This window comes from Oceanospirillum sp. (assembly GCF_048265165.1).
In the GTDB taxonomy this organism is placed as follows: Bacteria; Pseudomonadota; Gammaproteobacteria; order Pseudomonadales; family Halomonadaceae; genus Oceanospirillum.
The window spans coordinates 37,358-63,953 of record NZ_JBLXCD010000010.1 but is presented as its reverse complement, the minus strand read 5'-3'; the positions used below and the strand labels follow the sequence as shown (position 1 = coordinate 63,953).

Sequence of the window (26,596 nt, the reverse complement as noted above, 5' to 3'; positions counted from 1 at the left end):
GAAAGCGTGATGTCACTGTTGTTGAATCAGGCGCTAGCGCAGATGTTACCTTCCGCCAGGGTTAAAGAAGTGACTCTGCCGGGTATCAATAAAATAAGGCTTTGGCTGGTAGATCCCGAACCCATTGACCGGGCATTTTCGTCCGATGAGATTATAGCTATTCTTGAGCATACTCCATATTGGGGTTTTTGCTGGGGGAGTGGTTTGGCGCTGGCACGCTTTATCCTAGAAAATCCTGAAGAGGTCACTGGGAAACGGGTTATCGACTTTGGAGCTGGCTCCGGTGTTGTTGCTGTTGCTGCCGCGATGGTGGGGGCGGAGGTGATTGCCTGTGATATTGACCCCATCTCCCAGCTGGCCTGTAAGGAGAATGCATGCCTGAATAAGGTGTCGTTTCAGGTTGCTGAGGATTTGTTAGCTCTTCCTGAAATGGAAGCAGATCTCCTGATTGCTGCCGATGTGCTTTATGATCGGGAGAACCTGCCCTGGCTTGACATCTTTTTTCGTTTTGCACCGGAGGTGTGGGTGGCTGATTCCCGTGTAAGGAATTTCAGCCATTCCTCTTACCAGCTGGCGGATACATTTAACGCGAATACTGTGCCGGAAATGGGGGAGCCATATGAGTTTTCCTCAATTCGTTTTTATCGCTCAGTCTGAGTGTCTGACTTGTTTTTCCGGATGAATCAAAGGATATGGCCAGGTAGTTCGTAATGGTCAAACTCAGTTGCGGTTCCGTTGCTGATTAAGTCTGCCAGGTATTTTCCTGAGCCGCAGCCCATTGTCCAGCCAATATTATGGCCGCTGTTGATCCATAAATTGTCAAAACGGGTTTTACGGATACAAGGTAGCCCAGAGGGTGTTGCCGGCCTTAACCCTGTCCAGAAGCGAGCCTGGTCAAAGCCACCGGCTTCCGGGAAAAGTCTTCTCGCCTGTTCCAGAATACGATCGCAGCGTTTGACATTAAGCTCACGGGAATAGCCACCCAGTTCACCGGTACCGGCGACCCTCAGTTCATCTCCCAGCCGACTGAATACCAGCTTGTTGGTTTCATCGGTCAGACTCACCGTCGGTGCTTTTTCCGGATGTTCTAAAGGTACAGAAATAGAGTATCCCTTAACCGGGTAGATATTGGGCCAAACGTTCACTGGTTTCAGAAGTCTGGCTGACCAAGGCCCCATACAGACAATCAGGTGATTTGCGGTTAGGTGGCGGTTGCCCAGCTCACCATTGACTCTGACATGAACACGGCGGCCTTCACGAATTAACTGCATGATATGAGTCTTCATGGCGAAGGTGACTCCCATCTCCCGGCAGACATCTGCTAATTGCTGGCAATACTCACGTGCATCACCGGACTCATCTGTCTCGGTATAGGTTGCGCCAACAATTTTTTCATCACTAAACCTTAGGGCCGGCTCTTGGGTGAGGGCTTCTTCCGGGGTAATGATTTTTCGGTTCAGCCCAAAACTTTGCATTTGTTCAATGCTTTGCTTCGCACTGTTTAGTGATTTATCCGTTCTGTAGAGGTGGAGTACGCCTTTGCGTATCTGTTGGTATTTTAACTGGTGCTCATTTTGAACCTGGCGGGTCAGTTCCTGGGAATAAGCTGATAGGCGCATGGCTTCCAATAGATTTGTGCGCCACCGCCCGGGGGTGCATTGCCCAAACCAGCTTAGCAACCAGCGCCACTGTCGGATGTCCATTCCTGGCCGGAAGAGGAGAGGAGCATCATCCCGAATCAGATCTCTTATGACAGAAAGGGGGGCAGAGGGTTTGGCCCAGGGGTCAGCGTGGCTAACGGCAATCTGGCCGCCGTTAGCATAAGAGGTTTCATTGCCCGGTATTGGCTGACGATCAATAACCAGAACCTTGTGACCCGCTTTGGCCAGCCAGTACGCTGTGTTTACGCCAATAACACCACTGCCCAATACAATGCTGTCATACATAGGGGCTCTCCTTGTCAGAAACGAGGTTCTTTATCAGTGTAGATGCTTTCTTTTGTAAAGAGGGCCGTTTTCCTGAATCTTTGCCGGTCAGGTTGAGTGAACCGTTGTCTGATTTCTGCCGTTCCGTTTGGAGCGATAGAGTGCCTGGTCAGCCCGTTCAAGCCATTGGCTGTACTCTGTCATATCTGATGTTATCTCGCAGACCCCCAGGCTTACCGTAAAGCTGATATGTTGTCCTTCGTATTCAACCACGGCTGCTTCAAGTTTGGCCCGTAGCCGCTCAGACATTATAGAAGCCTGCTCGGCGTTTGTTTCCGGCAGGATAACGCCGAACTCTTCCCCGCCATAGCGGCCGGAAATATCCGTTTCCCGCTGAAGACTCAGCAGAGTACTGGCAACCCGCTTTATAACCTCATCCCCAGCCTGATGGCCGAAGGTATCATTCACTTGCTTAAAGTGGTCGATATCAAACATAACCAGAGAAGAAAGCGTCTGACTGCGTTTGAAGCGGCTAAACTCCTGGCTGAGACGCTCTTCCCAGTGCCCCCGATTATTAAGACCTGTCAGGCGATCAGTCCGACTGAGCCGCGCCAGCTCCTGGTTTGCCTTTTCCAGCTCAATTTTGCTGGTCGCGATATCCGTTACATCGTAAACCAGAATACAGGCATGGGTCACACGTTTGTCCATACCTGTTAAAGGAATAATGGTGATGTTCTGATACATCTGTTCTGATTTGCCGGTCAATGGGCGATAGCTTTTAAATTTGAACAGGTGTGGTCGCTGTTCCCAGGTCGAATACGCCCGGCTGTCCAGGGTAAACACGGACTCTATCTTGCGGGTCAGCCATTGATCCGGTAACTCTGGGAACAGGCTGAAAATATTATTGCCCCGGGCCTGAGATGTGCGGACACCGCTATGGTTCTCCATAAAGCCGTTCCATAGCTGGATATCAAAGGCTCTGTCGACAACAACTAAGCCGACATCAACCGTTTGCAGCATCTGCATCAGCCAGTGCAGGCGTGGCATATCTAGATCTTGTGTATCATTGCTCACTTCAGGTACCCCGCTCGCTCTGTCAAAACTGGCAAAGAATCCTCTGTCAGCACCAGAATTAGATCGCACTCGACCTGGTGGTCAGGGATGCCATAATCAATTTCAATTGCCAGTACTTTTTGCTGTTGGTCAGGGGAACCCAGTAGTGGAGGAAGCCTCTTTTTCTGACCTAAAATTACGGGGTGGCTATAACTGAACTCTACATCCAGCTGCTCAGCGATACCTTTCAGGCAGGCTCCGGTCAGGATGCCTGACAGATCCATGAGCACTTCGAGGTCATTGTTAGAGGCTACATCGGACTGGCCTGATGGCATTTGATCGTATTGCATCAGACGGGACATATGGGGGAAGCTCTCATCCCCAACGAGTAGGATAGCTTCGCCAGCTATGCCGGAACCATTAAAGCCCTGGGATACACCAGATAAAGATACGGCATCCTTGGAGGCCAAAACTTCTTTCAGTTCGTTATAAGGCTTTATGTGTATCTTGGGGACAGGTAAATGGATAAAAGTGTTGAGCAGGCCAGCCAGCAGACTGCCTGCCTGTCCCATAGAGACATTAACCACTTCCTGGATCAGATCTGTTAGGGCAACCTCTTCGTCAAAGCGGGCCAGTTCTGTTTCAGTCTGGGGCTGAGAGGCGCTAATAATACCGTATGAAAGGAGAATCTCAGTGATTTTCTCTGTCGTGGCTGGTTTTTTGATAAAGTCGAGGGCGCCCAGATCTTTGACACGTTTATAGGCTTCGGGCTGGATGTCGCCGGATACGACAAGAACCATGGTCGGCAGATCTTCAGTGCGAATGGCCTCCAGAACGGCGTAACCATCCATTACCGGCATGTTGAGATCAAGAAATAAGATATCAGCTTTACCGGCCTTAATTAATTCAATCGCTTCTCCACCATGATTGGCGAAGCTGATTTCAATATCCCAGCTTCCGGGTAAGGCACGAGCCATCTGCTTACGTGCAAAGCTAGAATCATCACATATGACGATGGGGGTAGTCATCCGCTGCATCGATCCTTTTTAGCTGTTGTGTTAAACCTTAAGGTTTTTTTATAGTTAGACTCAGCCTGAATAAGGTCTTTGGCTTTTTCTGTTATAATTACGAAGTGATACATTCTTTCTGTATCTAACAATAGACCTTAACAGAAAAAAAACCATACCGTTAATCGTGTGCTGAAAAATAGTGTGGTGCGTCACAAAAAGTAGCGGTTTTAGTTTTCTGGTTGCCGGGTGATAACTCTCAATAAAAATAAGAGTATAGTAGGTTTAAAACACATTGTTTTTATTCGTTTTTTTTGAATATAGCTCTTTGATAACTTTAGGTCGAACATACTAATGCGTGAAAAATCCATTCTGACCGATGTCGGTTCTATGACGTTGCCGCATCGCCTGCGCTATATGTTTGAACAGGTACGGGGTTATGAGCTTGTCGGTAGCCGTAAGCACCCTGCAGATTTTAACCTTGTCAGGGCTGAGTACATCAATACCCGCGTTCGTGCCCTGGCGTTGCTGTTCTCAATATTGACTCCCCTCTGGATTCCTGTTGATTACTTTATTCTGCCGGAAGGCAGCTTCGGCATAATGGCCGCGGCCCGCTTGCTTTTTTCGCTTTCATTGCTGGCGCTCTGGGTTAAAGCTTCCTATGTTTTCTCTCTAAGGCATGCTCGGATCCGACTGTTTATGTTGATGGTGATCCCAGCGCTGTTCCACCTGTCGGCGCAATTTATCCTAGGGGAACATTTGTCGGATGCCCGGCTGGCTTCCTACACGTTTTTGCCATTTTTGATTATTACGATCCACTGTGTCTTTCCGCTAACGCTCAGGGAAGGGAGTTTGTTAGCTCTGGTCACTATTTTTACGCTCTCTCTAGATGAGTTGATTCAACGACAAATGTTTACGCTTGCTTCGTTGAATAATCTTTGGCTGTTGGCGGTCATTATGAGTATTGCGATCTGGGCTCAGCTTTCACAGTTACATATGCAGCTTAAATTATTTAAACAGGCAACCACAGATGGTCTGACGGGACTTCTAACCCGTCGGGCTTTTATGTCACTGGCTGAATCAGAGCTTAGTCGTTCTGAGCGCTATAACCGAACCCTAACCATGGCTTTGCTGGATCTGGATCACTTTAAGATCATTAATGATACTTATGGTCACCAGGCAGGAGACAAAGTTCTGCTTACGTTCTCCAGGCAGCTGAAGGATGTGCTGCGAGCGACGGATATTATCGGCCGTTATGGCGGTGAAGAGTTCATTATTGCACTGCCTGAGACGCGTCCTGATGAGGCAGAACAGGTTATTCAGCGTGTTTTGGATACCTGTCGTGAAACACCTGTTCAGTATGGCAATCATACCATTCACCTGACAGCCAGCGCCGGCCTGGGCGAAGTTCTTGTTGATGTTCAGACTTCCATTCTTTACATCGATGAAGCTCTTTATCAGGCTAAAAAAATTGGCCGTGACCAGATTATTAAAGTGGAAGGAGAGCGTAAGCTGTTGGCAGAATAGCTATTTTATGTCCTGTTTTTCTTTCCATCAGGGAAAAATGAGTTGACTGCTGATTATGCGCTCATTGATCGCTTCAGTGGTTAAGGGACGGCTAAAAAAGTAACCCTGACCTAAGTCGCAACCTAACTCCCGCAAAGTATCAAGCTGAGACTGGGTTTCAATACCTTCAGCCACGGTTATTTTATTCAGCTCATGGCACAGATTAATAATGTTCTTTGCCAGAATACGGTCATGTTTATTGGTATCAATATTCTGAATAAACGCCCGATCCAGTTTGACTTTAGTGACCGGCAATCGCTGCAAATAGCTCAGCGATGAGTATCCTGTACCAAAATCATCAAGCGAGAAATGTACACCGTGACGCAGAATCTCTTCCATATTCTGTATCGCACGGTCGATATTTTTCATAAGGCTGGTTTCGGTCACTTCCAGTTGTAACTGAGAGTGCCTCAGGTCGTTATCATAGATAGCTGACAACACCAGGCTACTCAGATTCTTCAGGCCCATCTGTTCACTGGCTAGGTTTACGGCTACCGGCATAGGATTGTCTCTCATGTGGGAGCGCCAGGTGCCAATCTGCCGACAAACCGTTCTTAGTACCCATTCACCTACGGGTAAAATCAGGCCGGTATCTTCGGCAACAGGTATAAACTCCCCCGGTGATATCGGGCCGTCATCGACATTCAGGCGCAGAAGCGCTTCCAGACTACGCAGCTTACCGCTTTGAATATCAACAATAGGCTGATACTCCACATGAAAGCGGTTCTCGTTCAGAGCTTGCTGCAGGTGCTGTTCAACCTCGAAGCGGCGGTTTGATTCACTGGAGAGCTCCTTGGAAAAATAGTTGATGGTTTTTCCCCGTTTACTACTGGACTTAGCCTGTTCCAGTAAGGCGTCAGGTGTTGATCCTGTGCCAGGGTAGTGGCTAACTCCCAGTTTGACTGGGACGTGCAACACTGCACCCTCAACTCTTATCTCCTGTTCACAGAGCTCCAGGATACGTTTAGCCAGTTTTTTGTGGCTGTTGCGGTTATCCTGCGCCTGTCCTTTGCTGACACTGAAGACTGCAAGCTTAGCCCCTTCAAGACGGGCGACAGTGTTTGATATTGGTAAGCTACCCCGGAGCCTGATTGCGGTATAGAACATCACCTTATCGGCCCACTCCTTACCTCGGGCATGATTCAGCTCGTCAAAACGACACAGATGAACGACACAGACACTGATCTGGCTGCTATCCGAGATACTCATCAAGGCCTGATCCAGGCGATCAATAAATAAACTGTGATTGGGTAGCCCTGTGAGTGCGTCATAATAAGCCGTATTCACGGCTTGCTTCTTTAAGCAGAGGGTTTCAGCGTGTAGTTGAATCTGCGCTTCTGCCAGGTGGGCGAAGAGTGTCAGTTGCCTGATCTCGTTTTTATCAGGCTGCCGTGGGGCTGTATCCATGATGCAACAGCAACCTATCGGTGTCCCCGCAGGGCTTCTGATAGGAACACTGGCATAAAAGCGTACTTTTGGGTCTGAAATAACTAGGGAGTGTTTTTTAAAGTCGGGATGTTGATGGGTGTCGGGAATAACCAGAAAGTCTTCCTTCAGATTAGCCTCATTGCAAAAACTGTCTTCCAGGGAGAACTCTTTTTGATTAAGCCCGACTTCGGATTTAAACCACTGCCTGTTTTGGTCAATAAATGAGATGCCAGCGATTGGGACTGAGAATGTCAGGCTCATTAGCATAACCAGTTGATCGTACTGAGCTTCAGGTTCTGACTCTATTATTTCGAGCTCGGATAACTCTTTGAGTCGTTCCTCTTCACCGTAAGTACGGGTGATATTTGGGAAGCTTTGCTGAAGATCTGACATTTTCAACACCTCAGATATTGGGGTATCTATAGCCCGGTTTCGTTGTATACCTTATCGGTAAGCTATCGAAATTCATTAGAAGGCCTTACAGAAATAGCATATTTTTACCACTTAAGTGAAGCGTGTTCAGCTTCAACGTAACCAGAAAGCATGCTTTATAGCGTCACCGTTTATGGGTTTAAAGGTAACTGGGTACTGTATTTGACCTCTTCCATGGCAAAGCTTGAACTGACATCACTTAGCCCTTCTACCTGTGAAATCAGTTTCTTGTAGAAGTGGTCAAATGCCGTAATATCTCTGGCAACGACCCGCAGCAGGTAGTCCCATTCTCCTGCCATACGATAACACTCCATAACTTCATCAAACTGACGTATCTTATCCGCAAAGGCCATCAGCCAGTCTTCATCATGACGCTGGGTCTTCAGGTGCACAAAAACAGAAACACCAAGATCAACTTTATGCCGGTCTACCAAGGCTACCCGCCTTTGGATAATGCCCTTTTCTTCCAGCCGTTTGATCCTCTTCCAGCATGGGGTAACCGAGAGATTTACGGTATCCGCAATAGACTGTATCGCGACAGTGCTATCCTGCTGAAGGATGTTTAAGATTGTTTTGTCCGTTTTATCCATGTTTTTCTTTAAAAGTAGTCTGTATAGAAAAATTTTCTCTGGTGCATCGTTTTATCTCAGCATATAGCAAAATTTTTCTTTGGGCTTGTTTTTATAATCGACTTTCATCGATGACTAAAACAGGAAAATGTGATGCGAGTCTGGGCGAACCAATCTATAGCAAAAATTCATGCGGACTATCAACGGTCTGCGGATACCCACCTGATCAAGTTAGACCTTTCTGATTTTGAAGAGGGTCAGTTTGACCGTGTTGATATTTACCTGAAAGATGAAAGCACCCACCCTACAGGAAGCCTTAAGCATCGGCTGGCGCGTTCTCTATTTCTGTATGCCTTATGTAACGGTAAGATTCATGAAAATACACCGGTTATTGAAGCATCTTCCGGGAGCACTGCGGTTTCTGAGGCTTATTTTGCCCGAATGATTGGGGTGCCGTTTATTGCGGTTATGCCAGCTAAAACAGCAAAATGCAAAATTGAGTTAATTGAGCACTATGGCGGTCAGTGTCACTTTGTTGAGTCCGCCACTGAGATGCACCGTGCTGCCGTAGCATTAGCCGGGAAGCTGAAGGGGTATTTTATGGACCAATTTGCCAATGCCGAGCGGGCTACAGACTGGCGGGGAAGCAATAATATTGCAGAGAGTATTTTTCATCAGATGGCCTATGAGCGCTTTCCTGTGCCCCGTCATATTGTGATGAGTGCGGGTACTGGGGGAACATCAGCTACGATTGGTCGTTATATCCGGTATAAAGGGCTGGATACTCAGCTCACCGTAGTGGACCCGGAGTACTCGGTTTTTTTTGCTGCTTACCAGCAAGGGGACCGGGGGCTAACCTCTGAACATAATAGCCGTATTGAAGGTATTGGCCGACCTCTGGTCGAAGAGTCATTCCAGCCTGGGGTGATTGATAACATGTTAAAAGTGCCGGATCTTGCCAGCGTTGCGACCATGCACTGGTTATACGACCGAACCGGCCGTAAAGCGGGGCCGTCGACGGGAACGAATCTTTGGGGAGCCCTTCAGCTTGCCCGAAAGATGGTTGAACGGGGTGAAGAGGGGTCTGTAGTGACCCTAATGTGCGACAGTGGCGAGCGGTACCCAGATACCTATTACAACCCGGAATGGGTGGCAGAAAATATTGGTGTGTAAGCTGTTTTTAGTGTGTACATTCTTTGTGGCATATTAATGCTGCCATAGGAAGGGAAGCCATGCTTAGGGTATAAGGTTTCGGCAACTTTAATCGCAATCGGTTATCTGACAGGTTAACGTTATAACGGCCTGTAGGGCTTATCTGAATATGAAAGGAGTTTTTTCCGCATGACCGGAAGCGAGCAAAACCTGAGCGCGACAGTAACTGTTCATCCTGAGTCACCGTCGCATACAGAGGGGCAGATATTGCCTTTGGTGCTCGCGGGGCCTATTTTGCGTCGGTGTACACCATCAAAGCTGAGCTTCTGGCTGGCGACATCTCAGCCTGTGGCGGGTCGTTTAACGCTGTCTTATGGACAGGGTGAAGTGCAGCACATCAATCCGGAGCAGTGGCGTACAGGTTGCCAGCAAATTCAGGGCGCTGATCATCTCTGGTTTCAGTTGGTAGAGATCACTCCCGGCACCCCGCTACCCAAAGATTGCTGGGTAGGATATGAGCTAAGTTTTGCCCCCCTGAAAGCCATTGACCAGGCATTAGAATCCTTAACCGATGATGCATTTATCAGCTGGCGGCACTGGGCGCCGGATCTTGTGTATCCGGGGCAGGATACACCGGGTTTTGTTCTGAAAAGCCAACTGAGTAAGCTATTACATGGCTCCTGCCGCAAGCCTCACCATGAAAGCGGTGATGGTCTCTGGCGGGCGGATGATGAGCTGGCAGCCAGCAATCCGGAGGACTGGCCTGCACTTCTGATTATGAGTGGCGACCAGATCTATGCTGATGATGTTGCCGCTCCCTTTTTGGCTTCAATTCATCGGTTTATTGCTCAGCTAGGCTTTGCGGAAGAGGCGTTACCCTGTTCCGATGTCAACTCTTCCGGGCGGCTTCATGGAAGTAATCCCTATTATTATCAGCGGGAAGCTCTTTTACCGGATACTGAAGGCGGGCAGGCAGTGACGGATCTGGTATTTGGTGGTGCACGCAAGCCCGTATTTACATCAGATAACGCCCATAATCATCTGATCTCTCTGGCGGAAGTGCTATCGATGTATCTGTTGGTCTGGTCCCCGGCGGGCTGGCAGAATCTGTCGGTTCCCGATGTTAGTGAGCTGCCGCAAACACTATCCCCTGACCAGGCTGATACCTATTCATGTGAAAGCCGTGAAGTGGAACATTTTGTCAGTGGCTTAGGGAAAGTCCGGCGTTTGATGGCTCACCTGCCGGTGGCGATGATTTTTGATGACCACGATATTACCGATGACTGGAATCTAACTGCCGCATGGGAACAAACGGCATACGGACATGGCTTTTCCCGCCGTATTATCGGTAATGCGTTGGCTGGTTATCTGCTTTGCCAGGGCTGGGGGAATGCCCCGGAGCAGTTGCCGGATGAACTGATGCAGCTGGCCGCGCGGACATTGAGTTCTCCCGGTGGCCATGACCATCAGCAGTTGATTGATGAGTTGATCCGTTTTCCTGACTGGCATTATCAATGGGATACCCAGCCTGTTCTATTGGTACTGGATACCCGAACCCATCGCTGGCGCTCAGAGCGTTCCCTTGACCTGCCATCCGGTCTGATGGACTGGGAGGCTCTGACGGATCTGCAGCAGCGGCTGATCGGTCATGATGCTGTGGTCATGGTGTCCCCGGCTCCTGTATTTGGCGTTAAGCTGATTGAGGTTATACAGCGTATTTTCACCTGGTTTGGTAAGCCTCTGATGGTGGATGCAGAGAACTGGATGGCTCATCAGGGGGCCGCCTATGCACTGATGAATCTGTTCCGGCATCCCAAAACGCCGAAAAATTTTGTGATTCTCTCCGGGGATGTCCACTACTCTTTTGTTTATGATATTGAGCTGCGGGGCCGGGAGCGCGGGCCGGATATCTGGCAAATTACCAGTAGCGGTTACAAGAATGAGTTCCCCGCGAAACTGCTGACCTTCTTTGATCGTTTTAATCGCTGGCTCTATTCACCAAAATCCCCGCTGAACTGGTTTACTAAGCGACGTAAAATGCGGGTGATTCCCAGAAAGCCTCAAACCGCTGATCCCGGTGAGCGTCTTGCGAATGGGGCCGGTGTTGGACTGGTGGAGCTAAATGCTGAGGGCGCACCGGTCAGAGTTGTGCAACTGTGTGCTGATGGCCGGGATGTTAGTTTTAAGCTACAGGAAGACGAGGCCAGATGGGAGTAATCACTGGGGTTTTGTTTTGATTCCGTTATATTTTCTGGAAAAGACCATGAATATGATGTAAAAGAGCCGAATGCAGTAGTATCAACCGGAGCTGGAAAGGCTCCGGTTTTTTTATTTCCAATGTCTGATATTCAGGTGCAAACAATGTCTTCTGATTTATCCTCCGGGCGCTTTCTGATTGCCGCAGCGCTGTCTGCGTTTTTTATGGGTACAATTGGCACCATCTCTCATTATGCTGGGGTCAGTGCTGAGGCTGTCACCTTTTACCGCCTATTTTTTGGTGCCTTGCTAATGGCGCTGTTTCTGCTGGTCACCCGCCAGAAGGAGAAACTCATAGTTTGGCCCGGTGTAAAGGTGCTGCTGACCGGAGCCTTTTTGGCAGGTTTTGTGGTCTTCTACATACTCTCAATGCAGTACACCTCCATGGCAAATGCCATTATGCTGATCTACCTGGCACCGGTAGCGGCATCTGTCGTGGCGCATTTTTTTATGGGCGAGCGTCTATCTACCGCTTCAATTGGTCTGATTCTGCTGGCCCTGTTCGGTTTTGCCATGATGATGGAGTTTAATCTTTCCCTGGAAGGTCGTGCTGATGAGGCGCTGGGTCTGTTCTATGGACTTTGTGCAATGGCTTGCTACGCAGCCTTTATTCTGACGAACCGCCTGATTGAAGCGCGGGTCCATGTATTGACCCGAAGTGGCTATCAGATGTTTGCCGGTGCACTTTGTATGTTACCGCTGATGTTATTGCAGGGCGATGTGATTTCGTTGCCCCAGTGGGGTTGGTTGGTACTGGCAGGAATTGTTCCCGGCTTTATGGCAATTGTGCTGGCTGTTGTTGCCCTGAGGGCATTACCGGCTTCAACTTTTGGTACTTTAGCTTATCTGGAGCCTATCACTGTGGTGGCTTTGGGTTGGTTGTTGTTTGGCCAAAGCCTGAATCCTCTCCAGCTGTCCGGCTGCGGATTGATTATGTTCTCTGGTGTTGCTCAGGCGCTTTTGTCCAGTCGGCCATCGCCTAAATCAGAGGCCTGTTTAGCCCCGTAATCCGCCTGATTAACGGAGTTTTGACAAACCGCATTGTTTTAAACCTCATAAAAAACGAGGATAAGCGTCCTGCCGGTTTGGCCTGATGAACTCCTTTATAATGTGGCGGTTACTATGAAATCCTCTGAAAATACTGCAAAAACGGTTCTGAGAACATTGAATGCGTCTGAAATTGCGCCGGGAATGCGACTGCAGTACTACGAGCATGCCGCTATGGACAGAGCGCATCATAAATTTACTGCGCTTTTGGGCGCTTTACCTTTGGTGGACAAGGCAGCCTTTTCCTGTTTGTTGGAGCAGATCTATCAGGAAGCTAAAGAGCACTTTGAGCAGGAAGAGCGCTTTATGCTGACCACAGAGTTTGATCAGTACAAGGCCCATAAAGCTCAGCATGATGCCTTGTTGCTGCTATTGGATGATCAGCGTAATAGTCTGAACGCCGGTCATCAGCCTGATGCGGTTGGATTACAGTTAAAGCTTTGCTATTGGCAGGATAAACATCAGCAGGATTGGGATTACCCCCTGGCAGATTTTCTTCGTTGCCGTGCCAGTTGGTTAGGAGAGAGTGCAGGCATCTGAGGCCAGATGGTTTCCGGCCTCAGATGTGTAGTGTTTTAGCTCATATCCATCACGATACGGCCGGTAATTTCACCTTTTTCCATCTCAGCGAAGATATCGTTGATATCTTCCAGTTGCTTAACCTCGGTGATCGCTTTTACTTTACCTTCAGCGGCAAACTGCAGGCACTCTTTAAGGTCTTTACGGGTACCAACAATAGAGCCTATCACCTTCACTCCGTTGAGCACGGTATCAAAAATTGGAATGGGCATCTCCTCTGGAGGTAGCCCAACCAGAACACAAGACCCGCCACGGCGAATGGCGCGGTAAGCTTCTTTAAAAGCTGGTTGAGAGACAGCGGTGCAGACAACACCGTGGGCACCACCACCGGTCAGCTCAATAATCTTTGCCGAAGGTGTGTCCTGCATAAAATCAATGCAGTGTTTTGCCCCCAGTTTTTGCGCCAGCTCCAGCTTTTCAGCTCCGGTGTCAACCGCGATAACATTCATTCCCATAGCAACTGCATATTGCACCGCTAAGTGGCCGAGGCCACCGACACCGATAATAGCAACCCACTCACCGGGTTTAACTTCAGTAACCTTGAGCGCTTTATAGGTTGTTACGCCAGCACAAAAAAGTGGTGCAGCATCCACATAGCTTAATCCATCCGGGACTTTGACAACATACTCACCATCGGCCAAACAGTATTCAGCATAGCTGCCATCTACAGAGTATCCCGCATTCTGCTGATCCAGGCAGAGTGTTTCTTTTCCTTCCAGGCAATAGTCGCAGTGACCGCAAGCGCTATATAGCCAAGGTATGCCCACCCGGTCACCAACACTCAGGTGATGAATTTCGCTGCCAACTTCAACAATTTCTCCTACACCTTCATGTCCCGGAACCAGTGGCATTTTAGGTTTAACCGGCCAGTCTCCATGGCAGGCATGAAGATCCGTATGGCAAACACCACAGGCATGAATCTTCACGAGGACATCTTTTGCCTTGATCTCCGGCCGAGGAATATCTTTGATCTCTAGCGAGCCTTTAAACTCATTGACGACAGCTGCTTTCATAGTGTGTTCCCCCTGGGGTTGTCTAGCAGATAACGCCCATTATTCTCTTCGTGGCTGTTGTTGCATTGATAGCGGTCAAGTCCATGCCTGTCATATCCAGAGAGGGGGCCTGATACATGTGGGTTGAGTCTAATCTTTGATGATAAGCCGTAAGCTTACGCTGCTGGTTCAGTCTTGGCCTGAATCTTTACCGCCGCTCAGTAGTTGGTCGCCGAAGTGCTGCACCTGTTGTTGCAACCAGATTCGCCCCGGTTCTTTCGCATATAACGGATGATAAATCTGGGTCATTTGCACGCAGGGCAGCCCTTCTGGAGGCTGTACTAAGCGTACTGGCAACATCTCACTGAACAGCAATCCCATCTGGTAGGGTAGGGTCATAATCGCTTGGCTTTGGGCAACGATCTTGGCTGCGGCCATATAGTTTACGGTGCGAGCAATGGCGCGACGGCTAAGCTCTTTTTCTGCTAACCAATGATCGATAGCGTTGGCATTACTGCCTACCAGGTCAGAAAACACGATATGGGGTCGCTGAATATAGTCCTCTAAACTTAGCTGTTTTAAGTGGGGCTCATTGTTATCGGCTAATAGGCAAATCTGTTGTTCTGTAATCCAGCGTTGAGCCTCAAGATGGCTCGGTATAGGTTTGCAAATATCCATTCCTATCACCAGATCAACGACCCCTGTTTCCAGGTCGGATAGAAAGGCATCGTCGATAATCATGCGGGCTTCTATCGTGATATTGGGGGCTATAACCTGAAAATAACTCATCATCTGTGGAAAAACAGCCGCTTCAAAATAGTCCGTACAAGCGATCACAAAGTCCCGTTGACTACTGGCGGGATCGAAGCTTTCAGGGGGGGCCAGGGTGCGCTCAATCTGGCGCAGGGCATTGCGAACCTCCGGCAGTAACTCTTGCGCTCTGGGGGTTGGCTGCAGACCATTTTCCGTGCGGATCAGTAAAGGGTCATCCAGCTGTTCCCGTAGTCGGTTCAGGGCATGACTCATGGCGGATTGACTGAGAAAAACTCTTTCAGCGGCACGGCTGACATGGCATTCGGTCAGCAAGGCTTCAAGCAGAACCAGCAGGTTCAGGTCGAATTGACGCAATGATTTCATTCGGCGGTGCTCATAATCAGGTGCTACTCGTAACAGCTCTTTTTCGGGAGAGATCAGGTTATATTAATTTCATGCATACCAATATTGTAACTATGCGTTTCACTAATGATTCATGCAAGCCTAATCTTTACAAAAAGCACAAGGGCAGCTGAATTGATCCCACCTGTACAGATGTCAGTCGGGGCTGAGCCCATAAATCCAAGTAATAAGTTTCAGGAGCGTTAACCATGTCAGCCACTGCACCCCTTCATACCGGAAGTGTCGCCAATGCGGATCTGCCACTGTACGGTGAACTGGGCATGACGTTTATGCAGTTCCCTCTGGTGCGGGATATTCAGGCCTCTCTGGCAGATGTTGTTGTTAGTGGCGTGCCATTTGATTTGGCAACATCAGGTCGACCCGGTTCTCGCATGGGGCCCCAGGCGATCCGTCAGGCATCTGCGAATCTTATATGGGAAGGTGCCCGCTGGCCCTGGCAGTTTGCCCTGGATGATCACCTGTCGGTCACAGACAGTGGCAACGTGCGGTTTAAACATGGTGAGCCACAGACTATGGTTGACGGTCTGGAGGCGCATATCGGCACTATACTGAACGCCGATAAAACGGCACTGACCTTTGGCGGTGACCATTTTATTTCTTTGCCGGTACTGCGAGCTTATGCGAAAAAGTATGGCCCGATGGCCTTGATCCATGTGGATGCTCACACGGATACCTATTCCGGTGGCAGCGAGTATGATCACGGCACCATCTTTCATCGGGCGGTAGAAGAAGGCTTAATCGATACCGAGCACTCCATTCAGATTGGTATCCGTACCGCCTACACCTATGAAGGTCATCCGTTTGAAGTACTGGATGCCGCCTGGGTTGGTGACAATGGCCCCCATGCCGTATTGGAAAAAATCCGTCAGCGGGTGGGGGATAAGCCTACCTATCTGAGTTTTGATATCGACGGTATTGATCCTGCATTTGCACCGGGTACAGGAACACCGGTAGCCGCAGGTATCAGTATCGACTGTGCTTTGAAAATTGTGCGTGGTTTGCAGGGCATTGACTTGATCGGAATGGATCTGGTGGAAGTTGCTCCAGCCTATGATCATGCGGAGATTACCGCGCTGGCTGGAGCGACTCTGGCATTGGAATATCTCTACGTGCTGGCGGCAAACAAGCAGCAGAAAGCCGCCAAAAGCTGATAACCGGATTGCCTGATATGCAGAAAGGCCAGCAGGTGCTGGCCTTTTCTGTCAGGCATACTGGAAGCCGATAGAGACACCTGCCTTAAGCGGAAAATGCCTCTATATCCTGAGAGGTATAGCCGAGCTGCCCGAGTCCTTCCTACACTGACAGGCAAGTAGTTATCGGATCTGTATGATCTGCACCGAATTCAGCTGAGGTAGACAATGACCGTTAAAACACCTGTAACCCGTGATGAGTGGTTTGAACTCAGTAAATCTTTGACCTTGCATGGTCAGGCCTATATCAATGGGCAGTTTTGCGATGCCGAAAGTGGCGAGACCTTTGCCAGTATCAACCCGGCCACCGAAGAGCACCTGACCGATGTGGCCAGCTGCGATCAGGCCGACGTTGATAAAGCGGTTGCGAACGGTTTAGCCGCTTACCGCAGCGGTGAGTGGGCGGAAGCTTCCCCTAAGCACCGTAAAAATGTTCTGCTGAAACTGGCAACACTGGTTGAACAGCACAAAGATGAGTTTGCTGTTCTGGACACGCTGGATATGGGCAAATCCATCTCTGAAATGACCGCAATTGATGTACCGGATGCCATCGACTGTATTCAGTGGACCGCAGAGTGTATCGATAAAGTTTATGGTGAGATCGCCCCGACAGCGCCGGGTTCTCTGGCGCTGATTAGCCGCGAACCTGTGGGTGTTGTCGCCGCGATAACGCCGTGGAACTACCCTTTGATGATGGTGAGCTGGAAAATCGCACCGGCGCTGGCAGCCGGTAACAGCGTGGTATTGAAACCATCGGAAAAAACCAGCCTGAGCGCCCTGCGTCTGGCGCAGCTAGCAAGTGAAGCCGGTATCCCGGATGGTGTCTTCAACGTTGTAACTGGTTATGGCCATACTGCCGGTAAAGCGTTGGCGCTGCATAACGATGTACACGTACTGGCCTTTACCGGCTCAACCCGTGTTGCCGGAATGCTGCTGGGTTACGCTGGTGAATCCAACATGAAACGCGTCTGGCTGGAAGCGGGTGGTAAATCCCCGAATCTGATTTTTGATGATTGCGATAACATCAAAAAAGCAGCCGGTGGCGCAGCAGCGGCCATCTTCTCCAACCAAGGGGAAGTGTGCATCGCCTGCTCCCGTATCTATGTGCAGAAAAGTATCAAAGACGAGTTTATCGCCGCATTGGTTGAAGCGGCATCCCGTTATCAGCCGGGCGATCCTCTGGACCCGAACACCAGTATGGGGCCTCTGGTCGATAAGACACAGCTGGATACCGTCAGCCGTTATATCCGCTCCGCAACCGAAGAGGGTGGTCAGGTGATTTTGGGTGGAGAGCCTGAATATCAGCAAGGTGAAGGTTTCTATGCCAAGCCCACCATCGTCACCGAAGCGCATAACGGCATGACCTTCGTAAAAGAAGAGATCTTCGGCCCTGTTCTGGCGGTGTGTGAGTTTGAAACCGAAGAGGAAGCCATCGCACTGGCCAACGACTCTCAGTATGGCCTGGGGGCCGCGATCTGGACGTCTAACCTGTCCCGCGCACACCGGGTCAGTCGTAAGATTCACAGCGGCATGGTCTGGGTGAACACCTGGGGTGAAGGCGATACCACGGTTCCGTTTGGTGGTGTAAAAGCGTCTGGTAATGGCCGGGACAAATCCCTGCATGCGCTGGATAAGTACTCCGAGATCAAAAACGTTTGGATTAATATCGACTGATCAGACTTTAATCGCCTTCTCGCTACTTAATCCTGGTCGTGATCAGGGCAATCTGCCTGATCACCATCTGGCAGAAGCAACCCCTTGTTGTTTCTGCCACAGCCAGAGTGCCTCACCCCTGTGGGCTCACTTTGGTCTTAGCACCCTTGCATCTTTGGGTGCTTTTTTTGTTTAAGCCCCTTCAGTTAAAAAAACCGGAAAAACTGGGAAAAAACTGGGACACCCATAATTTGACCCTGCCAAAACCAGCCGTCTGACCTACACTTAAAGCACTGGTGAAATTATGGAGGATCGCACCATGACCCGTGCCCGCTATGAGCAGATCAGCACCGCTGATACCCCGTATTACCACTGCATCGGAAAAACTGGGACACCCATAATTTGACCCTGCCAAAACCAGCCGTCTGACCTACACTTAAAGCACTGGTGAAATTATGGAGGATCACACCATGACCCGTGCCCGCTATGAGCAGATCAGCACCGCTGATACCCCGTATTACCACTGCATCGCCCGCTGTGTTCGCCGTGCCTTTTTATGTGGCGAGGACACTTTTTCTGGTCAGTCCTACGAACACCGCCGCCAATGGATTCTGGATCGTTTAACCACGCTAGATCAGATGTTCGCCGTAGATGTGTGCGCTTACGCTATTATGTCCAACCACTATCATCTGGTGCTTTATATCAATCAGACGGAGGCGGAGTCTTGGTCTGCGGATGAGGTGATCCGTCGTTGGTTGCTGCTGTTTAAAGCGCCGGTTCTGATTGAGCGTTATCAGAAAAACGAGTGCACCAGTAACGCCGAGCGGAAAAAAGCTATCGAAATCATTGAGGAGTGGCGGCAGCGTCTGATGGATATCAGCTGGTTTATGCGCTGCCTGAATGAGTATATCGCCCGAAAATCCAATGAAGAGGATGGCTGTACGGGTCGATTCTGGGAGGGGCGGTTTAAAAGTCAGGCCCTGCTTGATGAGCAGGCGCTGTTAACCTGCATGGCCTATGTCGACCTGAATCCGGTGCGGGCGGGACTTACTGATCGCCCGGAACACTCGGATTTCACCTCGGTGCAGCAGCGTATTCGGGAAGAGGCTCAAGGCCGTGATGATGGCGACCTACCCAAACTGAAAGCCTTATCCGCCGCTCAGGCGGACAGCGAACACGTGATCGCTTTTGATTATGCGGACTATCTGACGTTGGTCGACTGGGCTGGACGCTGCCAACGGGAAGATAAGCACGGCTTTATCCCCGAGGGCCATCCGCCCATTCTGCAACGGCTGAATATCGACGCAGACGCTTGGCTGAAAGCGATGCGACCCAAAGGTATACCACGCTGCCGAGCGGTAGGACAGTTCAGAAAGCTGCAGCAGTTTGCTCGGGATAAAGGATTGGCATGGGTCTCATCTGGTCAACAGCTGCAGGCTATTTTCAGGTAGGTCAGAAAGCGGATTTAGCGTGTTAATATGATGGCATAAAATTATTGGGTGTCCCTAATATAGATATTCTCGGTAGATGCATGCGCTTATGTCATTATGTTCAGTCATGATAAAATTATGAGTGTCCTAAATAATTCATAAACAAGAAGGAAGGAGCTGTATATGGATGTAAAGAAAATTTCTCCGAAACCAAGGGAACTGTTGTATATATCCATTCCCGCAATTGTTATTTTACTCATTGTTGGCTGGTTTTTAGGGTATTTGTATGGATCTAAATCTGAGCTTTCAGTGGACAGTGCATCATCATGGTTGGCAGCAATAGCAACAGCAGGAATTGCAATTCTTACTTTTTATCTTGCTGCAGAAACGATAAAGCTTAGAGAACTTAACCAAAAGCAAATAGATCAGCTGAGACTAGATGCCATCAAACCTGACGTCATGTTTGCACTGAACCATAATCCAGCAGCCCCAATATTTTTCGATTTCTTTGTATCTAATACAGGCAAAGGGACAGCCTTTGAAGTTGATCTAAGTTTTGAGGATTTAAGCCCTGATCATTCTGCAGAGGCATACAAATTCGTGGTTCAAGAAACCCTTTTGGGCTATCCGATGCTAAAAGAGGGGATCAAAAGCCTTGGCACCAGCGAAGAAAGAACGTCATCAGTGGCTAAATTTTCTTTCCCAGATTTAATAGATAAGTTTGGTGATGATGCTGTTTATGACTTGAAATTCCATATAGAAATCAATTACACAGACTCCGAAGGAAATCCATACACCAATCATCGCACTATATGCTTCAGAGAGTTTGAAGGCATCACCTTGCTTGGTGAACCATCTTTGAATAAAATTGCCAAAGAATTTGAGAAATTCAACGCCTCATTTAAACCGTTCTCCACTGGTCATAACAAACCGCAAGTGATTACCTGGACCCAGCGTCAGCTTAATGAGTATCACAAAGATATACGGGAAAAAATGGAAAAAATCCAGGCGAAAAAGAACGATCAGCAACAATAGCCCTCTTTGCCATCCTGCAAGCCTTTTGCTAGAAAAAACCGAGACACTCATAGTTTAACCTCGCCAAAATTAATCCTCTGATCGGCACTCTAAGCGCTGGTGAAATGATGGGTGTCTCAAATTTTCTTCCTGAATTTTCCTGCCTCTGAGCAAAAAAATAGGACACCCATAATTTGACTCTGCCAAGACCAGCTCTCTGACCTACGCTTAAGGCGCTGTTTTCCAGCTAGCTCTATGAACATCGCCGCAGGCTATTTTCAGGTAGAGTCGAGGGAGTAGATTAACGTGTTAAAAGGAGTATGCACGAGAGGGGATGCAAATCCCGGTGGAAGAATGTAATCAGGAACTCTAGGAATAAAGCCCTGAATCCAATCCTTACTTAAACGCATCCAAAAACGGAATCAGGGTCAGGCTGGCAATCGCGATGATGGCGACAATGCTCAGGAGAAAACGGGTTGGATGTTCTAAAAAACGCTCGCCGGTTGTCTGTACAGGATGCTGGCGTACCTCTTCCAGCCAGTCTGCCTGAATATCATCCAGTAATTCTCTTGCAGCCGGGTAGTCATCTTCGTTTCTAATCCATATTGCTGCCAGCGAAATGCCAAAGCGGCCTTTGGTGGTCTCGTAGTAGTTGACCTCTGCTTCATCAAGGCGTGCTCGTACAAAGTCAGCTTCTTCATCGGTCACGGAGTTGAGTTTAAAAAGCAGTTTGGCCACGTTGTTTCCTTTGAATGGTAAATAGGCTGTCCGGTAAGTCGGGCAGTGTAAAAGGCAGGATATTAGCCTTGTTAAGCCAAAGGTTCCACTCTGTCGCGGTGAAACGCAAAACGCCCTGATCCATTTTCCGGGATCAGAGCGTTTTGTTGTAGCAACGGCTTAAGATTTAAGCGCGGCCACCAAACTTGCGTTCTTCTACGTTCACCTTAATGCGGTCACCGGCGGAGATATGCTCCGGTACCTGCACCACAAGTCCTGTGCTTAGGGTGGCGGGTTTAGTGCGGGAGGTTGCGGACTGCCCTTTAATTGACGGGTCTGTTTCTGCGATAACAAGCTCTACCGTGGTGGGCAGCTCAATGGCAACGGGGCTGTCATTGACCAGCAGTACGTTAATACCCTGGGTCTCTTCGGTAATAAAACCGGATTCTTCTGCGATGGATTCTTTGCGTAAGTTGTACGAGGTGTAATCCTCGCTGTCCATAAAGACATACTCGTCACCATCAATATAAGACAGCATTGCCGGGCGGCGGAACAGGTCAGCCAGTGTCAGCATGTCGGAATCTTTAAAAGACTCATCCCGCTTGGCACCGGTTACCACATCGTACATGCGCATACGATAGATGCTGCCACCGGCGCGGCCCTGGGGCACAGAGCGTTCGATATCCCGGATGATCCAGACATTCCCGTCCAGTTCTACAGCTGCATTTTTTTTGATTTCACTTGCCTTCGGCATGCTCTCATTCCTCAGAGGCTATGGGTCAATGTTGCAGGCAAGATTACTATAAAATGCGCTCATATCGTCAGCAGTATTTTAGTTTGGTGGGTTGATTGACCCGTTGGCCAGGTGATCGATTTCTGCGGCTGATATAGTGATCACAAAATTACCCCCTGGTGGGTATATCTGATACTTGCCCTCTACGCGTATCGTTAGCCCATAAATAAGATTCCGTGGGGCTGCTCTTTTGAGGGTGGCCTCCCGACAAAAGACGACCATTTGAGACAACCACTCTAATTGAGAGTGAATGCCGGAGTCACTGATATGACTGTACCTTCACATACTACTTCTTACTATGCCGCTTCGGCCAATGATAAGTCCCTGCGACCAGAGTTGCAGGGTGATGTCTCGGCGGATATTTGCGTTATTGGCGCAGGTTTTACCGGGCTTTCCAGTGCCCTGCATTTAGCTGAACGTGGCTTTAATGTTGTTGTGCTGGAAGCCAGCCGTATCGGCTTTGGTGCATCTGGCCGCAATGGTGGTCAGATCGTGCACAGTTATAGCCGCGATATGGATTTTATCTCCCGTCACTATGGTAAAGAGACCGGTGACGAGATGGGCAAAATGGCTTTCGAGGGTGGCGAGATCATTCGCGGCTTCGTGGAAAAATACAAGATCGATTGTGATCTGAAAAACGGTGGCATCTTTGCGGCCTGTAACAGTAAGCAGCTGAAAGAGCTGGAAGATAAAAAAGCACTTTGGGAGCAGCATGGGCACACTCAACTTGAGATGCTGGATGCGAACTCGATTCAGGGTCATGTGGGCACCAGTCGTTATCCCGGTGGTCTGCTGGATAAATCCGGCGGTCACTTTCACCCACTGAATCTGGTGCTGGGAGAGGCCGCAGCCTTTGAATCTCTGGGCGGCACCATCTATGAAGCCTCTGCCGTCACGAGGGTTGAAGAGGGCGAAAAAGCCAAAGTGCATACAGCTAAAGGCTGTGTAACTGCAGATTTTGTCATTGTAGCGGGTAACGCCTATCTGGGCGGTCTGATTCCTAAGCTGGAACAGAAAGCGATGCCGTGCGGAACCCAGGTGATCACCACAGAACCACTCTCTGAAGCGCAGCAGAAAGCTCTGCTGCCACAAGACAACTGTGTGGAAGACTGTAACTATCTGCTGGATTACTATCGCCTGTCCGGTGATGGTCGTCTGATCTATGGTGGTGGCGTAACCTATGGTGCCCGCGAGCCGGATAAGATTGAATCTCTGATCGTTCCTAAGATGCTGAAGACTTTCCCGGAGCTGAAAAACGTGAAGGTGGATTTCGCATGGACCGGTAACTTTCTGCTGACTTTGATGCGTTTGCCGCAGTTTGGTCGTATCGGCAGCAATATCTATTACGCCCAGGGATACAGTGGTCATGGTGTCACTAGTTCTCACTTGGCGGGCCGTGTGTTGGCAGATGCGATTCAGGGGCAGGCAGAGCGTTATGATGTTCTGGCAAACCTGCCGCAGTATCCATTTCCCGGCGGCCGTTTATTACGTGTGCCCTACACCGCAATGGGTGCCGCCTACTATAACGTGCGGGATAAACTGGGTATCTGATACCTCACTGCACTGACCACAGAATATCCGGGTTTTTTAAACCCGGATTATCTCAAATACAACCCGCAAGAGTGCACCTGACCGTCCTACCCTATAGTTTCCCGGGACTGTTCGTGGTGCTACTTACCTCATTCTAATAATACTTGCCGTGGGCAGGGGTTAAGCCAGCGGTTAAACAAGCCGGATGCAGGATCTGTCGTTGCAGTTAGTCACTGTTGTTGGCTACCAACTGATAGATTGATGATCGGCAGTAAAACACCACCTGAGGAGAGCGGGACGCTCATCCTGCAGGGTATAAAAAATATAAACAGGTACGCATATGAGCAGTTCAAGTTATTCGTCTCCCGCTAAAGAGCCCATGACTCAGGAGCCTTCGGCTTCTATGAATAAAGCTGTAATACCGGATATGGTCTCGAACCCCACCCGCTGGATTCTGTTTTACGGCATGATTATGGCGGGGTTTGCTTATCTTTCTACTCTGCAGTCTGAAGGTGAAGGTTACGGCTTCTTCAGTATGCTGCCTGCTCTGCTGATTCTGGTGGTAGCGGTGCTGACTAAAAAACCGCTGGAATCGATTTTTGCCGGCATTATCGCCGGACTTCTGCTACTAAACCCCGCCGGTATTGTGACGGGGCTGGGGGATATCTCCCTTGCAGTTGTGATGGATGAGACTATCGCTTGGATTGTGCTGGTTTGCGGCATGATGGGTGGCCTGATCAATATGCTGGAGCGCGGCGGCAGCGTACTCTCATTCGGTGAGCTGCTTGCCAAGCGAATCCAAACTAAGCGGGGCACCATGCTGACGACTTGTGGTTTGGGTGTGATGGTGTTTATTGATGACTACCTGAACTCTCTGGCGGTGTCCGCATCTATGAAGAATCTGACCGACCGCTACAAGATCTCCCGGGAAAAGCTGGCCTTTCTGGTGGACTCCACTGCAGCCCCGGTCTGTATTTTGGTTCCGGTGTCCACCTGGGCCGTTTATTTTGCTGCACTGTTAGAAGAAAACGGTGCTGTTGCTGAAGGTAAGGGGATGTCTCTTTATATCGAGTCTATCCCTTTTATGGCTTACGGCTGGATCGCTTTGGTTGTTGTTTTTCTGGTTGCTGCCGGCATTCTGGGGGATTTTGGCCCCATGAAAGCCGCAGAAAAACGAGCGCAAGAGGGGCAGTGCATACCCGACGGCGGTCAGCAGATGGGGTTTGATACCAGCAACTTACGCAAGACGTCTCCGGTGGTGGGTCTGATTAACTTTCTGCTGCCAATGGCGGTTCTGATCGCAGCGAGTGTTTACTATGAGATCGACCTGCTGCTGGGCGCGCTGGTGGCCTCTCTGTTTACCATGGTGCTCTATTTCTGGCAGCGTCTTTTGAGCTTCAGTGATCTGGTGGACTCCATGCTGGATGGCTTTAAAGTGATGCTGCACCCCATCGCGGTGGTTTGTGCAGGGTTTATGCTAAAAGATGTCAATGATCAGCTGGGTATGACGCCTTATATCATCGACACCCTGACCCCTTATCTTTCGAAGGAGATGCTTCCGGCGCTGGTGTTTGCGGCTATGGCTGCGGTGGTATTTGCCACAGGTTCCAGCTGGGGCGTGTTTGTGGTGTCTCTGCCGATTGTTATTCCTATGGCCCTGGCGATGGATATGTCCATGCCGCTGACGGTGGGTGCGTTACTGTCGGCCTCTGCTTTTGGTAGTCATGCCTGCTTCTTTAGTGATTCCACGGTGCTTTCTGCTCAGGGTTCCGGTTGTACTCCGATGCAGCATGGTCTGACCCAGATTCCTTATGCTCTGTTAGGCGCAGCCTTTGCCTTTGCTGGCTTTATTATGCTGGGCTTCTGGATGGCGTAGGGCAGCGCTCCGGTCGCTGTACCATCTTTTTTGCGACTGCGTTAAAACGTATAGCTAAGAACAAAGGCCCCTGATCTGAGAAAGGATCAGGGGCTTTTGGGTTTAACAGGGTTCCGCTTTAAGGAAAAAAATAATGATAATACGTTCATCAAGATTGGCATTTATTTTAGTCTTTCTGATCAGCCTGATTTGGGGCACAGAATTTGTTCTGATTGATTTAGCCGTGGCAGAACTGCCGACTCACACCTTTAATGCCATCCGCTTCGCACTTGCTGCCCTTTCTCTTTTACCTCTGCTGTATTTCAGCAAAGAGAAGGTGCGCTCGGATCAACTAAAGAAGCTATTACTGACCGCACCTGTATTAGGGGCAATGTTGTTTATCGGTTTTTACGCACAAACGGAAGGTCTGCGTTTTACCTCGGTATCCAATGCAGGCTTTATTACGGCCTTAAGTGTCCCTTTAGTGCCTGTGTTGGGCTTGCTGCTGTTTCGTCAGAAAGTGCGTCTGATGGTTTGGTTGGGGGTTTCGCTGGCAACATTGGGCTTGTATTTGCTGACCATGGGAGGAGCAGCTTATGTGTATAACAAAGGCGATCTTCTGGTGCTGATCTGTGCTTTTGGTTTTGCTGCCCATATTGTGCTGACAGGCCACTGGGTGGGAAATATGCCGGTGATTACCCTGAGCATTATCCAGCTGCTTGCCGTGTCTTTATACAGTGTGATTGGTGCGGCAATGGGTGATCACCCCATATTTTATTATGCCGGAGCTGCGCCGATTACGGGTTGGGAGTTGTTCAGTAAACCGGTTGTGATTTTTTCGGTTGTGGTGGCTTCGATACTCGGGACAGCCTATGCCGTTTGGGCCCAGTCTGCCTGTCAGAAACTGTTGCCTTCCCATAAAATTGCTTTGGTATTTGCCCTTGAACCGATTTTCGCTCATATCACAGCCTGGGTGGTATTAAGTGAGCACCTTGGTGCCATGGGCGGTGTTGGTGCGGCCTGTATTGTTGCGGCGATGGTTATTTCAGAGCTGGGGGATAAGAGCCATCAGCCTGAGATTCAGGCGCTGGATCAGACCGCAGCACCGCATTAGGCTGGCGCTATTTTTTGAGACATGACGTGGTCTCAGATCGCCATCGTGTGATATGGATGACAGAAAGACCGGAGCCATGGCTCCGGTTGTTTTCTAGTGAGCCTAAGCCTAGTCTATT

Annotated in this window: 22 protein-coding genes; 13 read left to right on the top strand and 9 right to left on the bottom strand. The window is 49.4% G+C overall.

Annotated elements, in window-relative coordinates; translation table 11 throughout:
• The first annotated feature begins 9 nt into the window (after window positions 1-9).
• Complete coding sequence (locus tag ACN0R8_RS15380; protein WP_417598953.1) at window positions 10-657, top strand: class I SAM-dependent methyltransferase; 648 nt, start codon at window positions 10-12, stop codon at window positions 655-657.
• A 26-nt stretch (window positions 658-683) separates the two neighbouring features.
• Here the strand turns inward: ACN0R8_RS15380 and ACN0R8_RS15375 are convergent, their stop codons facing one another.
• The 3 genes from ACN0R8_RS15375 to ACN0R8_RS15365 form a co-directional block, all read right to left on the bottom strand.
• The gene (locus ACN0R8_RS15375) at window positions 684-1,946 is read right to left on the bottom strand and encodes a D-amino acid dehydrogenase (RefSeq protein ID WP_417598951.1); all 1,263 of its coding nucleotides are present in this window, start codon (window positions 1,944-1,946) and stop codon (window positions 684-686) included.
• 87 nt (window positions 1,947-2,033) lie between these two features.
• Window positions 2,034-2,972, bottom strand: a complete 939-nt coding sequence (locus ACN0R8_RS15370) for a diguanylate cyclase (protein WP_417598949.1) — start codon at window positions 2,970-2,972, stop codon at window positions 2,034-2,036.
• A gap of 23 nt (window positions 2,973-2,995) precedes the next feature.
• Window positions 2,996-4,006 (bottom strand): response regulator, encoded by a 1,011-nt coding sequence (locus ACN0R8_RS15365; protein ID WP_417598948.1) that lies wholly within the window; start codon window positions 4,004-4,006, stop codon window positions 2,996-2,998.
• A gap of 333 nt (window positions 4,007-4,339) precedes the next feature.
• Here ACN0R8_RS15365 and ACN0R8_RS15360 point away from each other — a divergent pair, with 333 nt between their 5' ends.
• Window positions 4,340-5,512: a GGDEF domain-containing protein gene (locus ACN0R8_RS15360; RefSeq protein ID WP_417598946.1), complete on the top strand. Its 1,173-nt coding sequence runs from the start codon at window positions 4,340-4,342 to the stop codon at window positions 5,510-5,512.
• Window positions 5,513-5,539: 27 nt separating this feature from the next.
• Here ACN0R8_RS15360 and ACN0R8_RS15355 read toward each other — a convergent pair whose 3' ends face one another.
• Both ACN0R8_RS15355 and ACN0R8_RS15350 read right to left on the bottom strand, forming a co-directional pair.
• The gene (locus tag ACN0R8_RS15355; protein WP_417598944.1) at window positions 5,540-7,372 is read right to left on the bottom strand and encodes an EAL domain-containing protein; all 1,833 of its coding nucleotides are present in this window, start codon (window positions 7,370-7,372) and stop codon (window positions 5,540-5,542) included.
• Window positions 7,373-7,542: 170 nt separating this feature from the next.
• Window positions 7,543-8,001 (bottom strand): Lrp/AsnC family transcriptional regulator, encoded by a 459-nt coding sequence (locus tag ACN0R8_RS15350; RefSeq protein WP_417598942.1) that lies wholly within the window; start codon window positions 7,999-8,001, stop codon window positions 7,543-7,545.
• A gap of 132 nt (window positions 8,002-8,133) precedes the next feature.
• On the opposite strand from ACN0R8_RS15350, the gene ACN0R8_RS15345 reads away from it, so the two are divergent.
• From ACN0R8_RS15345 to ACN0R8_RS15330, 4 genes are all read left to right on the top strand, one after another.
• Window positions 8,134-9,153, top strand: coding sequence for a PLP-dependent cysteine synthase family protein (locus tag ACN0R8_RS15345; RefSeq protein ID WP_417598940.1), 1,020 nt, complete (start codon window positions 8,134-8,136; stop codon window positions 9,151-9,153).
• A gap of 168 nt (window positions 9,154-9,321) precedes the next feature.
• Window positions 9,322-11,349 carry an alkaline phosphatase D family protein gene (locus ACN0R8_RS15340; protein WP_417598938.1) on the top strand — a complete coding sequence of 676 codons (2,028 nt, stop codon included), beginning with the start codon at window positions 9,322-9,324 and terminating at the stop codon, window positions 11,347-11,349.
• A 144-nt stretch (window positions 11,350-11,493) separates the two neighbouring features.
• Entirely contained in the window at window positions 11,494-12,396 is a 903-nt protein-coding gene (locus tag ACN0R8_RS15335; protein ID WP_417598936.1) for a DMT family transporter, read from the top strand.
• Window positions 12,397-12,510: 114 nt separating this feature from the next.
• A complete protein-coding gene (locus ACN0R8_RS15330; RefSeq protein WP_417598934.1) occupies window positions 12,511-12,975 on the top strand; it encodes a hypothetical protein in 465 nt (154 codons plus the stop codon).
• A 35-nt stretch (window positions 12,976-13,010) separates the two neighbouring features.
• Here ACN0R8_RS15330 and adhP read toward each other — a convergent pair whose 3' ends face one another.
• Together adhP and ACN0R8_RS15320 are read right to left on the bottom strand one after the other, a co-directional pair.
• Window positions 13,011-14,027 (bottom strand): alcohol dehydrogenase AdhP, encoded by a 1,017-nt coding sequence (gene adhP / locus ACN0R8_RS15325; RefSeq protein WP_417598932.1) that lies wholly within the window; start codon window positions 14,025-14,027, stop codon window positions 13,011-13,013.
• A 168-nt stretch (window positions 14,028-14,195) separates the two neighbouring features.
• Window positions 14,196-15,143 carry a LysR family transcriptional regulator gene (locus tag ACN0R8_RS15320; protein WP_417598930.1) on the bottom strand — a complete coding sequence of 316 codons (948 nt, stop codon included), beginning with the start codon at window positions 15,141-15,143 and terminating at the stop codon, window positions 14,196-14,198.
• A gap of 227 nt (window positions 15,144-15,370) precedes the next feature.
• Between ACN0R8_RS15320 and speB the strand changes: the two genes are divergently transcribed.
• From speB to ACN0R8_RS15300, 4 genes are all read left to right on the top strand, one after another.
• Complete coding sequence (gene speB / locus ACN0R8_RS15315; RefSeq protein ID WP_417598928.1) at window positions 15,371-16,333, top strand: agmatinase; 963 nt, start codon at window positions 15,371-15,373, stop codon at window positions 16,331-16,333.
• A gap of 207 nt (window positions 16,334-16,540) precedes the next feature.
• Window positions 16,541-18,046 (top strand): aldehyde dehydrogenase, encoded by a 1,506-nt coding sequence (locus tag ACN0R8_RS15310; protein WP_417598926.1) that lies wholly within the window; start codon window positions 16,541-16,543, stop codon window positions 18,044-18,046.
• A 434-nt stretch (window positions 18,047-18,480) separates the two neighbouring features.
• Window positions 18,481-19,476: a transposase gene (locus tag ACN0R8_RS15305; protein WP_417598924.1), complete on the top strand. Its 996-nt coding sequence runs from the start codon at window positions 18,481-18,483 to the stop codon at window positions 19,474-19,476.
• A gap of 162 nt (window positions 19,477-19,638) precedes the next feature.
• Entirely contained in the window at window positions 19,639-20,490 is an 852-nt protein-coding gene (locus ACN0R8_RS15300; protein ID WP_417598922.1) for a hypothetical protein, read from the top strand.
• Between the two features lie 375 nt (window positions 20,491-20,865).
• Here the strand turns inward: ACN0R8_RS15300 and ACN0R8_RS15295 are convergent, their stop codons facing one another.
• Both ACN0R8_RS15295 and yeiP read right to left on the bottom strand, forming a co-directional pair.
• Window positions 20,866-21,207 (bottom strand): DUF6164 family protein, encoded by a 342-nt coding sequence (locus ACN0R8_RS15295; RefSeq protein ID WP_417598920.1) that lies wholly within the window; start codon window positions 21,205-21,207, stop codon window positions 20,866-20,868.
• Window positions 21,208-21,373: 166 nt separating this feature from the next.
• Window positions 21,374-21,940: an elongation factor P-like protein YeiP gene (gene yeiP / locus ACN0R8_RS15290; protein WP_417598918.1), complete on the bottom strand. Its 567-nt coding sequence runs from the start codon at window positions 21,938-21,940 to the stop codon at window positions 21,374-21,376.
• A gap of 306 nt (window positions 21,941-22,246) precedes the next feature.
• Between yeiP and ACN0R8_RS15285 the strand changes: the two genes are divergently transcribed.
• The 3 genes from ACN0R8_RS15285 to ACN0R8_RS15275 all read left to right on the top strand — a co-directional run bounded on the left by ACN0R8_RS15285 (window position 22,247) and on the right by ACN0R8_RS15275 (window position 26,478).
• Window positions 22,247-23,530, top strand: coding sequence for an NAD(P)/FAD-dependent oxidoreductase (locus tag ACN0R8_RS15285; RefSeq protein WP_417598916.1), 1,284 nt, complete (start codon window positions 22,247-22,249; stop codon window positions 23,528-23,530).
• Between the two features lie 319 nt (window positions 23,531-23,849).
• Window positions 23,850-25,385 carry a Na+/H+ antiporter NhaC family protein gene (locus ACN0R8_RS15280; protein WP_417598914.1) on the top strand — a complete coding sequence of 512 codons (1,536 nt, stop codon included), beginning with the start codon at window positions 23,850-23,852 and terminating at the stop codon, window positions 25,383-25,385.
• 133 nt (window positions 25,386-25,518) lie between these two features.
• Window positions 25,519-26,478 (top strand): DMT family transporter, encoded by a 960-nt coding sequence (locus tag ACN0R8_RS15275; RefSeq protein ID WP_417598912.1) that lies wholly within the window; start codon window positions 25,519-25,521, stop codon window positions 26,476-26,478.
• Window positions 26,479-26,596 lie beyond the last annotated feature (118 nt).